This is a genomic window from Acidimicrobiia bacterium (assembly GCA_035651955.1).
Classification (GTDB): Bacteria; Actinomycetota; Acidimicrobiia; order IMCC26256; family JAMXLJ01; genus JAMXLJ01.
Genome location: DASRES010000041.1, coordinates 13,458 through 26,845, shown reverse-complemented (window position 1 = coordinate 26,845; position 13,388 = coordinate 13,458). Strand labels below are relative to the sequence as shown.

Annotated in this window: 12 protein-coding genes; 8 read left to right on the top strand and 4 right to left on the bottom strand. The window is 72.9% G+C overall.

Annotated elements, in window-relative coordinates; all coding sequences use genetic code 11:
* Positions 1-42 precede the first annotated feature (42 nt).
* The 5 genes from hisD to VFC33_09680 all read left to right on the top strand — a co-directional run bounded on the left by hisD (position 43) and on the right by VFC33_09680 (position 4,093).
* Positions 43-1,341 carry a histidinol dehydrogenase gene (hisD, locus tag VFC33_09700; GenBank protein ID HZR13514.1) on the top strand — a complete coding sequence of 433 codons (1,299 nt, stop codon included), beginning with the start codon at positions 43-45 and terminating at the stop codon, positions 1,339-1,341.
* Positions 1,338-2,450: a histidinol-phosphate transaminase gene (gene hisC, locus VFC33_09695; GenBank protein ID HZR13513.1), complete on the top strand. Its 1,113-nt coding sequence runs from the start codon at positions 1,338-1,340 to the stop codon at positions 2,448-2,450. The genes hisD and hisC overlap by 4 nt, the downstream gene beginning before the upstream one ends.
* On the top strand, positions 2,447-3,037 hold the full coding sequence (gene hisB / locus VFC33_09690) for an imidazoleglycerol-phosphate dehydratase HisB (protein ID HZR13512.1): 591 nt from the start codon (positions 2,447-2,449) through the stop codon (positions 3,035-3,037). Before hisC ends, hisB begins: the two co-directional genes overlap by 4 nt.
* Entirely contained in the window at positions 3,034-3,774 is a 741-nt protein-coding gene (gene hisA / locus VFC33_09685) for a 1-(5-phosphoribosyl)-5-[(5-phosphoribosylamino)methylideneamino]imidazole-4-carboxamide isomerase (GenBank protein ID HZR13511.1), read from the top strand. Before hisB ends, hisA begins: the two co-directional genes overlap by 4 nt.
* A gap of 100 nt (positions 3,775-3,874) precedes the next feature.
* A complete protein-coding gene (locus tag VFC33_09680) occupies positions 3,875-4,093 on the top strand; it encodes a hypothetical protein (GenBank protein ID HZR13510.1) in 219 nt (72 codons plus the stop codon).
* 48 nt (positions 4,094-4,141) lie between these two features.
* Here VFC33_09680 and VFC33_09675 read toward each other — a convergent pair whose 3' ends face one another.
* The 4 genes from VFC33_09675 to VFC33_09660 form a co-directional block, all read right to left on the bottom strand.
* A complete protein-coding gene (locus VFC33_09675) occupies positions 4,142-5,425 on the bottom strand; it encodes a DUF1800 family protein (protein ID HZR13509.1) in 1,284 nt (427 codons plus the stop codon).
* A gap of 112 nt (positions 5,426-5,537) precedes the next feature.
* Entirely contained in the window at positions 5,538-6,182 is a 645-nt protein-coding gene (locus VFC33_09670; GenBank protein ID HZR13508.1) for an alpha/beta hydrolase, read from the bottom strand.
* A 114-nt stretch (positions 6,183-6,296) separates the two neighbouring features.
* Positions 6,297-8,240: a hypothetical protein gene (locus tag VFC33_09665; GenBank protein ID HZR13507.1), complete on the bottom strand. Its 1,944-nt coding sequence runs from the start codon at positions 8,238-8,240 to the stop codon at positions 6,297-6,299.
* Between the two features lie 99 nt (positions 8,241-8,339).
* Positions 8,340-10,424 (bottom strand): S9 family peptidase, encoded by a 2,085-nt coding sequence (locus tag VFC33_09660; protein HZR13506.1) that lies wholly within the window; start codon positions 10,422-10,424, stop codon positions 8,340-8,342.
* Between the two features lie 87 nt (positions 10,425-10,511).
* Between VFC33_09660 and hisI the strand changes: the two genes are divergently transcribed.
* The 3 genes from hisI (at position 10,512) to VFC33_09645 (ending at position 13,387) form a co-directional block, all read left to right on the top strand.
* Entirely contained in the window at positions 10,512-10,898 is a 387-nt protein-coding gene (gene hisI, locus VFC33_09655) for a phosphoribosyl-AMP cyclohydrolase (GenBank protein ID HZR13505.1), read from the top strand.
* A gap of 10 nt (positions 10,899-10,908) precedes the next feature.
* Positions 10,909-12,447 (top strand): anthranilate synthase component I, encoded by a 1,539-nt coding sequence (gene trpE, locus VFC33_09650; GenBank protein ID HZR13504.1) that lies wholly within the window; start codon positions 10,909-10,911, stop codon positions 12,445-12,447.
* A 61-nt stretch (positions 12,448-12,508) separates the two neighbouring features.
* A complete protein-coding gene (locus VFC33_09645) occupies positions 12,509-13,387 on the top strand; it encodes a hypothetical protein (protein ID HZR13503.1) in 879 nt (292 codons plus the stop codon).
* Position 13,388: the final 1 nt, after the last annotated feature.

Genomic DNA, 13,388 nt, shown 5'->3' with positions numbered 1-13,388 from the left:
ACCGCGGCCGGCCGGGACCCCGTGGTTACGATGGCCGACCGCATGCTCGCCCGCCTCGACCTGCGCGGCAACCACCGCGACCTGCACCGCGCCCTCGAACCGCCGCGCGCCGAGCGCAGCGACGACGGCGACGCGCGGGCCGCGGTCCGCGCGATCGTGGACGACGTCCGCGCGCACGGCGACGCGGCCCTGCGCGAGTACACGGAGCGGTTCGACGGCTGCGTGCCGGAGCGGCTTCGTGTCCCGTCGCCCGATCTCGACCGCGCGCTCGACGGGCTCGCGCGCGACGTCCGCGACGCGCTCGAGTTCGCGGCTGACCAGATACGGGCCTACCACCGCCTGCAGGACGTGCCCGAGATCCGGACCGTCCGCTCGGGCATCAAGGCCCACGAGGTCGTCCGGCCCGTCGACCGCGCCGGGCTCTACGCGCCCGGGGGTCGCGCCCCGCTCGCGTCGACCGTCCTCATGACCGCGATCCCGGCCCGCGTGGCGGGCGTCCCCGAGATCGCGCTGTGCGTCCCGCCCGGCGAGGACGGGCGTGTGCACGAGGTGATGCTCGCCGCGGCCGCGCTCGGCGAGGTCGACGAGGTCTACGCCGTCGGGGGCGCGCAGGCGATCGCGGCGCTCGCCTACGGGACGGAGACGATCCCGGCCGTCGACGTCGTGGTCGGTCCGGGCAACAAGTACGTGGCGCTCGCGAAGCAGGAGGTCGCGGGCGTGGTCGGGATCGAGTCCACCGCGGGTCCGTCGGAGCTCGTCGTCCTGACCGACGGCTCGGCGCCGCCCGAGTACGTCGCGATCGACCTCATGGCCCAAGCCGAGCACGGGCCCGACGGTGCGGCGATCGTCGTCGCGTGGGACGAGAACGTGCTCGACGCCGTCGACCATGAGCTCGCGCGCCTCGTCGCCGAGGCACCGCGGCGCGCCGAGATCGAGCAGACGATGACCCGCGGCGGTCGCAGCGTCCTGGTGGACGACGCGTCGCACGCGGTGCAGCTCGCGAACGCGGTCGCACCGGAGCACCTCGAGCTCATGGTCGCCGGACCCGAGCGGCTCGTGGGAGGCGTGCGCAACGCCGGTGCCGTGTTCTGCGGCGAGTGGGCACCCGCCGTCATCGGCGACTACGTCGCGGGGACGAACCACGTGCTGCCCACCGCACGATCGGCCCGGTTCGCCAGCGCGCTGCGCGTCGACGACTTCCGCAAGCACATCCACGTCGTGGGGCTCGACCGCGACGCGCTCGAGCGTGTCGCCGATCGCGTCACGACGCTCGCCCACGTCGAGGGCCTCGACGCGCACGCGGAGACGATCACGATGCGGGTCGGAGGCGACAACCGATGACCCGAGCGACGCGCACGTTCGCGCCCGTCCCGCCGCGTGACGACCTGCAGGCGCTCGAGGGCTACCACTCGCCGCAGCTCGACGTGCGGGTCCGCCTCAACACGAACGAGAGCCCCTTCCCCCCGCCGCGCGCGTTCGTGGACGCGTGGCTGGCGGAGCTGGGCACCGTCCCGTTGCACCGGTACCCCGACCGCGCCGCGCGCCAGCTGCGGGTTGCGCTCGCCGAGCGGCTCGACCAGCCCGTCGAACGCGTCTTCTGCGCCAACGGGTCGAACGAGGTGCTCCAGACGCTGCTGTTGACCTACGGCGGCGCGTCGCGTCGCGCGCTCGTGTTCGAGCCGACATACGCGCTCCACTCGCACATCGCGCGCATCACCGGGACGCCGCTCGTCGAAGCCGAGCGCCGTGACGACTTCTCCGTCGACGTCGACGTCGCGCGCGCCGCGATCGCGGAGCACGACCCGTCGCTCGTCTTCGCGTGCAGCCCGAACAACCCGACCGGCACGGTCGACGAGCACGGGACGATCGACGCGCTCACGTCGACGCTCGCCGACACCGGCCGCGCGCTGCTCGTCGTCGACGAGGCGTACGGCGAGTTCGCGCCGCGCACCGCGATCGACCTCGTCGCCGAGGACCGGCCGCTCGTCGTCGTGCGGACGTACTCGAAGATCTGGTCGATGGCGGCGCTGCGCCTCGGTTTCTGCGTCGCGCCGGAGTGGGTGGTCGAGGAGCTCGAGAAGGTCGTGCTGCCGTACCACCTCGGCGTGCCGACCCAGGTCGCCGGGCGGCTCGCGCTCGAGTACGAAGAGGCGATGCGCGCGCGGGTCGACGAGCTCGTGCGCGAGCGTGACCGCGTGCAGGACGCGCTGGAGTCGCAGCCCGGCGTGACGCCGTTCCCGTCGGGCGCCAACTTCGTGCTCTTCCGCGTCGACGGCGACGGGCACGCGGTCTGGGAGCGGCTCGTGGCGCGCGGCGTGCTGGTCCGTGACTTCGCCCGCTGGCCCCGGCTCGACGACTGCCTGCGCGTCAGCATCGGGACGCGTGACGAGAACGACGCGTTCGTCGCCGCCCTGCGCGACGCGGTCGCGGAGGAAGGGTTGCACCGGTGAGCGCGCAGATCAGGGAGTCGCAGCAGCACCGCGAGACGAAGGAGACGACCGTCGACGTCGAGCTGCGCGTCGACGGTGACGGCCGCGCGTCCGCGGACACCGGCATCCCGTTCCTGGACCACATGCTGGAGCAGCTCGGCAAGCACGCCGGCTTCGACCTCACCGTGCGCGCCCGCGGCGATCTCGACGTCGACCTCCACCACACGGTCGAGGACGTCGGCATCGTGGTCGGAACCGCGCTGAAGCAGGCGCTCGGCGACAAGGCGGGTGTCCGGCGGTTCGCCGACGCGCTCGTCCCCCTCGACGAGGCGCTCGTGCAGGTGGCGCTCGACCTGTCGGGCCGTCCGTTCCTCGTCTACGAGGTCGACCCGGTCGCCGAGTGGATCGGCACGTTCGACCCGCAGCTCGCCGAGGAGTTCTGGCGCGCGTTCGCGTTCGCGGCGGGCATCACGTTGCACCTACGCAGCGTGTCGGGCCGCAACGGGCACCACGTGATCGAGGCGTCGTTCAAGGGCGTGGCGCGCGCGTTGCGGGACGCCGTGCGGGTCGAGGGGACGACCGTCCCCTCGACGAAGGGCGCGCTCTGAACCTCTATCCCGCGATCGACCTGCGTGGCGGCCATGCGGTGCGGTTGCGACAAGGCGACTTCGCGGCCGAGACCGTCTACGACGACGACCCGGTCGGTGTGGCGCGGCGGTTCACGGACGCGGGTGCGCGCTGGCTCCATGTCGTCGACCTCGATGCGGCGCGCACGGGGAGCGCGGCGAACCTCGAGGTCGTCCGGGCGGTGTGCGCGGCGGTCGACGCCCGCGTGCAGGTCGGCGGCGGTGTGCGTGACGCGGCCGCGGCCGCCCGTCTCCTGGACGCGGGTGCGGCGCGCGTCGTCGTCGGGACCGCGGCCGTGGAGACCCCCGCGCTGGTGGGCGAGCTGTGCGCCGCGCATCCCGGTCGCGTCGCCGTCGGGCTCGACGCGCGTGGGCGCGAGGTCGCGGTGCGGGGCTGGACCGAGGTGAGCGGCCGCGATCTCGTCGAGCTCGCGGTGGCGTTCGCGGAGACCGGCGTCGCAGCGCTCGTCGTCACGGAGATCGGGCGTGACGGCACGATGACCGGCCCTGACGTCGGGCAGCTCCGGGCCGTGCTCGAGGCGACCGACGTGCCCGTCGTCGCGAGCGGCGGCGTTGGCACGATCGACGATCTGCGGACGCTCGCGACGCTGCGGGTCGGGACCCGGGCACTGGCGGGCGTCATCGTCGGGCGGGCGATCTACGAGGGACGCGTCGGGGTGGGCGAGGCCGTGCGTGCGCTCGGGACGCCGGCCACCTGATCCCGCGCGCGGGGCGGTCACGAGGGGGTCGCCGGGCGGGTACGGTCGGCACGCGCGCCGCGGGGCGCGCGAGCCACGCCGGCCGACGACAGGAGCAGGCATGACGGAGACGAATGCCGTGTGCGACGAGGCCTTCCTGCGCAAGTACCGCGAGCTGCTCGACGCGGAGGACGCCGCGTTCGACGAGCTCGAGCATGCGTACGAGGACGGGGACCGCGCCCACTTCGAGCAGGACCTGTCCGAGTGGAAGGCGATCGTCGCACGCAAGCGCGAGTTCCTCGACCGCCACGGCATCACGCTCCAAACAGCCTCGACCTGACGAAGATGCGGCACTGAGTCCCGGAATCCGGGACTCAGTGCCGCATCTTCAGCCCAGCAAGAACTCCGGCGACGCGAGGGCGACCGCGACGACGCGTCGGGTGTCCGCCGCGCCGGCCGACGCGTGCAGCGCGCGCTCGGTGCGCGTGCTCCAGCCCGGCAGCCCGAACGCGTTGGCGAGCACCGCGGGACGACGCGTGGGAACGACCTCGGCGAGCCACCGCACGTCCGCGTCCCGGAGCAGGTGCGTGGCGATCCGGAGCCGCGCGTCCGCGGGCCAGTCGCGCAGCCACGCGCGGCGGTCGGGCCAGCCCGCGATGCTCGGCGGCCGGTACGGGAGCTGCCCGAGCGCGTCGAGGACGCGCACCGTCGTGTCGCCGACCGGGATCGCGAGCGCACGGTGCGCCGAGACGACCCACTCGAGCGGCGACTTCACGAGCGCGGCGCGGGCGTGCGCCGACTGGAAGAGCGGGTGGTGGAACACGTCGCGAACCAGCGCCGCGATCTCGAGATCGTTGTCGAGGAAGCGCGTGCCGAGCTCGTGTGCGAGGCGATCGGTCGGGTCGATCGGGTAGGCGAGCTCGCTCCACACGCGCGCCGCGACGTACGGCGCGCACGCTGGATGTGCCGCCGCGGCACGCACGACGTCGGCCGCATGGAGCGGACCCGTCCGCCCGAGCACCGTCTTGGTCCGGTTGTCGAAGCGTGACGCGTCGAAGCGCACCTGACCCGAGCGACGGTCGAGCACCCACCCGGTGAGCGCGCGCGCGGCGTCGTGCACGTCGCGCTCGGTGGAGCGACCGGGGCCGAGCATGAACCGCTCGAGCAGGACGCGCGCGTAGCGGTCGTCGGGCGCGTCGGCCGCGCTGCCCAGGCCGCCCACGCACGTCAGCATCGCGAGGTCGAGCGTGACGGCCTGCGTCAACGTCTCGAACCGGGCGGTCGCGAGGTCGCGCAGCATGATGTTCTGGTCGAGCAGCGTCGCCGGCCACACGACGCGCGCGGCAGCCGTCGGGAACCAGCCGTGCCAGAGCCACGTGAGCTTCTCGCGAAGTGGGTTCGTCGAGCAGACCATCCGGCGGAGCCACCACTTCACCACTGCGTCGGTCTCGACCTCGCGGCGATCCGACGTGATCGGCGACGGCGGGCGGGTGAGGCCCGGCGCGGGGACGGCGTCGGCGCCCGCGTCCGAGCGCGCGACGAGCCGCTCCACGGTCTCGGCGTACCCGCGCTCGAGGACGTGCTCGATCTCGCCCGCGGTCGCGCCGAACCCGGCCCTCCGGACGAGGTGCGCGGCACGCTCGCGCGCGTCGGTGCCGGCCCGAGTGACCACGCTTCGGCGGGGGTCGGATGTCACGGTCGTCCTCGCTGCATCTTCCGGTCGGATCTCTCATCGACCGGCGCGCCCGTGCAGGTGAGGGGGAATTCGACCGTCTTCTCGGCTCCTAGCCGCCCGGGTCACGCTCCGCCACGAGCTCGTCGGCGAACCCGAGCGCGAGCTCGACGAGGCGGTCCGTGCGCCCGACGAAGAAGTGGCTGGCACCGCCGACGACGTGGACCTCGGTGCTCGCCCAGCGGGCCGCGATCGCCTCGACCTCGGCCGGGTCCCGGACCTCGTCGTGCTGGGCGAGGGCCAGCAGCTTGGGCCGGGGATCGTCCTCGAGTCCGGCGAGGTCGTGGACGTAGCGAAGGGGAGGGGCGATCGCGAGCCACGCCGCGACCCGCGGGTCCCGGACCGACAGCGCCATGTCGGCACCGAACGACCAACCTGCGAGGAACAGCGGACCCGGGCCGGGCGCGTCGCGGTCCAGCAGCGCGACGGCGGCCTCCACGTCGACCCGTTCGAGGTTGCCCTCGTCCCACACGCCCTCGCTGCGCTCCACGCCCCGGAAGTTGAAGCGCAGGCACGTCACGCCTGCGCGCGGCAGGGCGTCGAACAGCGCACCGATCACGATCGAGCGCATGCTCCCGCCGTACTGCGGATGCGGGTGGCACAGCACGGCGCGGGCGCGGGCGGGCCCGTTCGCCGGCGCGAGCTCGGCCTCGAGACGCAGCCCGTCCTCGGTCACGCACGTGCGGGGCTCCGGCATCCCGCTCAGGCTAGGACGGGCGCCCGCCACGGCTGCGTTGGTACACAAGTCGCGCTCCTGACCGCGACTTGTGTACCAACCGGCGTGCCCCCGGGGCGGGAGACGGCGGTCGCGTCAGCCGGTCTGCGGGTGGGTCGGCGTAGTGCCGTCCGCGAGGAGCAGGTCGAAGCCGTCCGGTGTGTTCAGCAACCCGGGGGCGGTGCCGGGGACGTCGGTCACGCCGTACTGCCAGACGATCGCGGTGGTGCGCGGGTCGATGAGCGCGACGCGGTGGCGGTAGTCGTCGTTCACGCCGATCAAGCCGTTGGGGAGACGCTCGGCGAGGCTGGGATGGTCGAGCATGCCGGGCCCGGCCGGCGGCCGGTACTGCCACACGATCTGGCCCTCGCGCGTGAACTCGACGATCCCGCCCGGGCGTGTGTAGTCGGCGATCAGGTACAGGTCGGGGCCGAGCTGCTGTGGGTCGGACGGGTAGACGACGGGCAGGTGCACGGTCCACGCGAGCCGGCCGTCCTGCGTGTACTCCGACACCCACGAGCCGTTGATCTCCGACACGAGCACGTCGCCGTTCGCGAGCGGGGTGTCGCCGTTCGGATAGCCGACACCGCGGGGCGGGTCGTGCACGCAACGGCGCGTCGTGCCGATCTGTGAGAGCGGTTGGCCCTGCGCGCTGATGAACAGGATGCGGCAGTTCTTCGCGTCGGCCACGGTGACGCGCCCGTCGGGCAGGACGTACGCGTCGTCGGGCTGGTTCAGGAACCCCGGCAGCGCGCTCGGCCGACGCGGCTGGCCGTAGCTCCACAGGAGTTGACCGCTCGGGAACCCGATCCGGACGATCGTGTCGTTCTCCTCCTCGTTCGAGATGATCGAGCGACCGTGGTCGACGAAGAACGCGTCGTCGGGAAAGTAGAAGCCGCCCGCGGGAGGAGGTGCCGTCGCAGACGACGGGTACACCCACGAGACGTGCTTCGCGGCGTCCACGAGGATCAGCCGGTTGTTCCCGCGGTCCGCGATCAGCATCCGGCCGTCGAACGCGGCCGGCGGCGCCGCCGTCGCCGGCGCGCGACCCGGGGTCGACGTCACCGTGCGCAGCATCACGACCGACGCGACGGGTCCCGCCGACTCGCCACCCACGAGGTACGCGACGTCGCCGACGACGGCGGCTCCCGCGTCGGCGAGCGGCGCCGGCAGCGTCCCGGCGACGCTCGTACCACGCTGCGGGTCGAACCGCACGACGTTCGCGGTCGGCGCGCCGCCCGTGCGCCCGCCGGCGACGTAGATGGTCCCGTCGAGCGTCACCGCGCTCGCCTCGGTGACCGGTTGCGGGAGCTGCGCGACGACGCTCGCCGTCCCCGTCGCGAGGTCGACGCGCTGCACCGCGGTGGTCGCGGCTCCTGCACTCTCGCCGCCGAACACCCAGATCGCGCCGTTCGCGACCGCGACCGCGGGATAGCGGACGGGCTGCGCCAACGTCGCGACGGTCCGGAAGTGGCGGGCGTCGTCGGTCGCGAGTACGTCCGGCGTCGGGCGGGTCCCGTCGTATCCGCCGACGAGATACGTCGTCGTCCCGGACGTCACGGCCGCGAGATCGGCGCGCGGCTGCGGGAGGCGCGCGACCAGATGCGCGGTCGTGCCGTCGAGCTCCTGCACGGCGTCGGTGACGTGCTGCGCGCCACCTCCGAACACGACCAGCCGGCCCGCGACGATCGCGGCCGCGGCGTCGTGCGTGGCCTGCGGCAGGGCACCGGCGCGCGCGAGCGCCCCCGTCGCGGGGTCGAGCCGGAACACACCGTCGGCCGACGCGTTCGCCCGGTCGAGACCACCCGCGATGTCGATCGCGCTCCCGTCGGCGACGACCGCGGCGCGCGACACCGGCGCGGGGAGCTGCCATCCGGCGTCGGCGACGTCGAGGCGCGTCACCGTCGTCGCGAGCACGTGCGGCCGCGCACGCGCGGCGCGATGACGCGTCCCCCCCGGTGACGCGACGAACACGATCGCGGCGACGACGATCGCGACGACGACGGCCGCGGCGACGACGAGCAGGCGGTTGGCACGCATCCCGCACCGGGACGCTACGGGCCCAGGCGGCGCGCGACCGTCCCCAGCGGGCCAACGGACGGTAAACGATCCTGTGGACGGGCGCCGGTCACGTCGCGGTCAGGCGCCGGCCGTCTCCGGAGCGACCTGGTCGATCAGGAACGCGAGCACGAGCGCTTCGTCGCGCCAGGCGTCGTACCGGCCTGACGGGCCGCCGTGGCCCGCGCCCATCTCGGTCCGGAGCACGAGCACGTTGTCGTCGGTCTTCGTCGCGCGCAGCTTCGCGACCCACTTCGCGGGCTCCCAGTACGCGACGCGCGAGTCGTTCAGCCCTGCGGTGACGAGGATCGCCGGGTAGTCCTGGGCGCGCACGTTGTCGTACGGCGAGTACGACTTCATGTAGCGATACACCTCGGCGTCCTCGACGGGGTTGCCCCACTCGTCCCACTCGGTGACGGTGAGCGGCAGCGTCTCGTCGAGGATCGTCGTGACGACGTCGACGAACGGGACCTGCGCGACGACGGCGCGGAAGAGGTCGGGGCGCTCGTTGAGCACCGCGCCCACCAGCAGACCGCCCGCGCTCCCGCCGCGCGCGGCGAGTCGTGACGGCGACGTGTAGCGCTCGTCGACGAGGTGCTGCGCGCACGCGACGAAGTCCTCGAACGTGTGCCGCTTGCGCAGCAGCTTCCCGTCCTCGTACCAGCGACGGCCGAGCTCGCCGCCACCGCGGATGTGCGCGATCGCGAACACCCAGCCGCGCTCGAGGAGGCTGAGCCGGATCGAGCTGAACGTGGGGTCGGTCGACGACTCGTACGAGCCGTACCCGTACAGCAACGTCGGCGCGTCGCCCGTGCGCTCGACGTCGACGCGCGCGACGAGCGAGATCGGCACCCGTGTCCCGTCGGCCGACGTCGCCCACAGCCGCTCGGTCCGGAACCGGGTCGGGTCGTACCCGCCGAGCACGGGCTGACGCTTGACGAGCACCGAGACGCGCGCGTCGAGGTCGTAGTCGTACGACGACGCCGGCGTGGCGAGCGACGTGTACACGTAGCGGACGGTGCGCGTCTCGAACTCGAGGTTCGCGCCGAGGCCGGCGCTGTAGACGGGCTCCGGCATCTCGATCAGGTGCTCGCTGTCGTCACGCAACGACATGACGCGCAGCTGCTCGAGCCCGTCGGCGCGCTCCGACAGCACGACGTGGTCCGCGAACGCGTCGACCGCGTCGAGCCGCACGTCGGGACGATGGGCGACGACCTCGCGCCAGTGCGCCCGCCCCGGCGACGCGACCGGCGTCAGCATGAGCTTGAAGTTCTCGGCACCGTCGTCGTTCGTCACGACGTAGAACCGGTCACCGTCGGTGCGGGACCAGTGGTGCTCGACGACGTACTCGACGCCCTCACGGCGCGGCTCGACGACGCGAGGCGTCGCCGTCGGGTCGTCCGCGGGGACGAACCACACCTCGGTCGTGATCTTCGAGTGCGCGGTGATGATCAGGTACCGACCCGTGCGCGTGCGCTCGACGTCGAGGTAGAAGCGGTCGTCGTCCTCCTGGTGGACGAGCACGTCGTCCGCGGCCGGCGTCCCGAGGACGTGACGCCAGACCTGCCACGGGCGCATCGCCTCGTCGGGGCGCGTGTACAGGACCGTACGGTCGTCGCTCGCCCATGCCGCGCCGTAGTACGTGTCCGGCACGACGTCGTCGAGGTCGGTGCCGCGCGAGAGGTCGCGGAAGCGCATCTCGAAGCGCTCCGAGCCGTCGAAGTCGACCGAGTACGCGAGGAGCCGCTGCGCGGGGTTCACGCTCAGCGCACCGAGCGCGAAGAACCCGTGCCCCTCGGCGAGGACGTTCTCGTCGAGCAGCACCATCTCGTCCTCGCCGACCGGCGCGCCCGCGCGGCGGCGGCCGTGGATCGCGTACTGCAGGCCCTCGATCGTGCGTGTGAAGTAGTCCCAGCGCCCCTTGCGGACGGGCGCCGAGACGTCGGTCTCCTGGATTCGGCCCTTGATCTCGTCGAACAGCCGCTGCTGCAGCGCGTCGGTGTGGGCGAGCGCCGTGCGCGCGTAGTCGTTCTCGGCCTCGAGGTATGCGACGACGGCGGGATCGTCGCGATCGCGGAGCCAGTACCACTCGTCGACGCGCTCGTCGTCGTGCGCGCGAAGCGTCACCGGGCGGCGTTCGGCGCGCGGAGGCGTCGGGGATGACATGGCTCGGCATCCTACGGTCGGCCGAGCGACGCGCCCGGGCGCGAAACGACGGGGGAGGCGGAAACGGCGGCGACTACGCTGCTCGTGATGCCCGCGACACCGACCGCCACACCCATCGGCTACACGGACGACGAGCTCGCGTCGGTCCAGTACGACGCCGACGGTCTCGTGCCCGCGATCGTGCAGGACGAGGCGACCGGGCAGGTGCTCATGTTCGCCTGGATGAACGACGAGGCGCTGCGGCGCACGCTCGACACCGGGCGAACGTGGTTCTGGAGTCGCAGCCGGCAGGAGTACTGGTGCAAGGGCGAGACGTCGGGCGACCGCCAGTGGGTGCGCGCGGCGTACTACGACTGCGACATGGACGTCCTGCTGTTCGTCGTCGAGCAGGAAGGGCGTGGCGCGTGCCACACCGGTGAGCGCTCGTGCTTCTTCCGCGCCTTCGGCAGCGGGTCGGCGCCCGGTCCGGTATGACCACCGCGCCATGGCCGTCTCCCGCTCGAAGCCGTCGCTCGACGAGTTCCTGAGCCTCGCCGCCGACCACACCGTCGTACCGGTGTGGCGCGAGGTGCTCGCCGATCTCGAGACCCCCGTGTCCGCGTACTCGAAGCTGGTCGGCGACGGCGAAGGGTTCCTGCTCGAGTCGGTCGAGCACGCGCAACGCTGGGGCCGGTTCTCGTTCATGGGACGCGACCCCGCGTTGACGATGGTCGTGCGTGGTCGCGACGTCACGTTCGAGCACGGCGCGGTCGCGCCTCCCCGCGACGTCCCCACCGACCGCGGCGCGCTGTGCGCGCTGGAGGCGTTGCTCGCGCGCTATCGAGCGCCGCAGCTCGCGGACCTGCCGCCGTTCCACGGCGGCGTCGTCGGCTATCTGGGCTACGACGTCGTGCGCGAGGTCGAGCGTCTCCCGAGCGTGCCCGTCGACGACCTCGGCACGCCGGACGCCGTGCTGTCGCTCACGGGTCACGTGACCGCGTTCGACCACTTCCGGCAGCGGCTGTACCTGATCGAGAACGTGTTCGTGCCGGACGGCGCCGACGTCGCGACGCTGACGAACGCGTACGAGCGCGCCTGCGCGCGGCTCGACGCGCTCGTCGACGAGCTCGCGCGCCCGTTGCCGTATCTCCCGTCCGCGCCGCCGCCGGAGCCGCTCAGCGAGCTCCCGCCCTTCCGCTCGACGATGACGCCGGCGCAGTTCGCGGACGTCGTCGAGGCCGCCCGCGAGTACATCCTCGCGGGCGACATCTTCCAGGTCGTGCTCGCGCAGCGCTTCGACCTCGAGGGCGAGTACGACCCGTTCGACGTCTACCGCGTGCTGCGCCAGGTCAACCCGTCGCCGTACATGTACCTCTTGCGGCACCACGAGGCGACGCTCGTCGGCTCGTCGCCCGAGACGATGGTGCAGGTGCGTGACGGGCGTGTGATCAGCCGTCCGATCGCCGGCACGCGGCGTCGTGGCCGCACCGAGGAGGACGACCGGCGCATGGCGGCCGAGCTCGTCGAACATCCGAAGGAGCGTGCCGAGCACGTCATGCTCGTCGACCTCGCACGCAACGACGTCGGGCGCGTCGTGCGCTTCGGCACCGAACGTGTCGAGGAGCTCATGGTGCTCGAGCGGTACTCGCACGTCATGCACATGACGAGCCAGGTCACCGGTGAGCTCGCCGAAGGAAAGAACGCGGTCGACGTGCTGCGCGCGACCTTTCCCGCGGGAACGATGAGCGGCGCCCCGAAGGTGCGGGCGATGGAGATCATCGACGAGCTCGAGCCGACGAAGCGCGGCCCGTACGCGGGAGTCGTCGGGTACGTGGACTTCTCGGGGAACGTCGACACCGCGATCACGATCCGCACGATGGTGTGGCGCGACGGGCAGGCGAGCGTCGAGGCGGGTGCCGGGATCGTCGTCGACTCCGACCCGGAGCTCGAGGACCTCGAGTGCCACAACAAGGCGCGCGCGCTCCTCACCGCAGCCGCGGCGTCGCGCGACTTCGCTCGTGCGGAGGAGGCGGCGCTGCCGTGAGCACGGCGCGGACGAAGCCGGGCCGTGCGTGGAGCGCGGGACGGCCCGGTCCGAGGGAGCCATGAGCACCGCGCGGATGGTCGATCGCTCGGACCGCGGGTTGGTCGTCGTCGAGGGACCTGACGCGAGGACGTTCCTGCAGAACCTGCTGTCGCAGGACGTGCTGCGCGTGCCCGTCGGCGAGTGGACGCACACGCTGCTGCTCACCCCGCAGGGGAAGCTCGACGTCGACATCCGGCTGTACCGCGCTGGCGAGGACGAGCTGTGGCTCGACACCGAGCCCGGCTACGGCGAGCGTCTCGCGGCATCGCTGAACCGGTACCGGATCCGAGTGAAGGCGGACGTCGCCGACCGCAGCGAAGAGTTCGGCTGCCTGTCGGTGCTCACCGGGGACGGCGACGTCGCGCGGCCCCATGCCAGGGGCGCCGCAGTGCTGGACATCGCGAGGCCGCGCGGGTTCGACGTGATCGGACCGCAGCGCGCCGTCGACGAGGCGCGCGGCGACGCGGAGGTCGCGAGCGCAGACGAGTACGAGGCCGTCCGGATCGACGAGGGTGTCCCGCGGCAGGGGCTCGACCTCGACGACCGGACGATCGCGCAGGAGGCGTTCCTCGACGTCGACGCGGTCTCGTTCACGAAGGGGTGCTTCATCGGCCAGGAGCTCGTGTGCCGCATCGACACGCGCGGTCACGTCAACCGGTTCCTGCGCCGTGTCGAGCTCGTCGACGGCCCCGAGCCTCCGCGCGGCGCGGAGCTCGTCACGGACGCCGGCAAGGTCGTCGGCTCGCTCACGAGCGTGACGCCGGCGGGCTTCCCGTGGCTCGCGCTCGGCTACGCGCGCCGGGAGGTCGAGCCCCCGGCCGAGCTGACCGCGCGCTGGGACGACGGCGAGGCACGCGTGCGCCTCCTCGAACTGTCCATGCGTCGTTCGTCGTCGTAGA

What these genes read in the sequence shown, in the direction of transcription:
- hisD (HZR13514.1), top strand. Translation starts at nt 43, where the DNA reads ATGCTCGCCCGCCTCGACCTGCGCGGCAACCACCGCGACCTGCACCGC.
- hisC (HZR13513.1), top strand. Translation starts at nt 1,338, where the DNA reads ATGACCCGAGCGACGCGCACGTTCGCGCCCGTCCCGCCGCGTGACGAC.
- VFC33_09680 (HZR13510.1), top strand. Translation starts at nt 3,875, where the DNA reads ATGACGGAGACGAATGCCGTGTGCGACGAGGCCTTCCTGCGCAAGTAC.
- VFC33_09670 (HZR13508.1), bottom strand. Translation starts at nt 6,182, where the DNA reads ATGCCGGAGCCCCGCACGTGCGTGACCGAGGACGGGCTGCGTCTCGAG.
- VFC33_09665 (HZR13507.1), bottom strand. Translation starts at nt 8,240, where the DNA reads ATGCGTGCCAACCGCCTGCTCGTCGTCGCCGCGGCCGTCGTCGTCGCG.
- VFC33_09660 (HZR13506.1), bottom strand. Translation starts at nt 10,424, where the DNA reads ATGTCATCCCCGACGCCTCCGCGCGCCGAACGCCGCCCGGTGACGCTT.
- hisI (HZR13505.1), top strand. Translation starts at nt 10,512, where the DNA reads ATGCCCGCGACACCGACCGCCACACCCATCGGCTACACGGACGACGAG.
- trpE (HZR13504.1), top strand. Translation starts at nt 10,909, where the DNA reads ATGGCCGTCTCCCGCTCGAAGCCGTCGCTCGACGAGTTCCTGAGCCTC.
- VFC33_09645 (HZR13503.1), top strand. Translation starts at nt 12,509, where the DNA reads ATGAGCACCGCGCGGATGGTCGATCGCTCGGACCGCGGGTTGGTCGTC.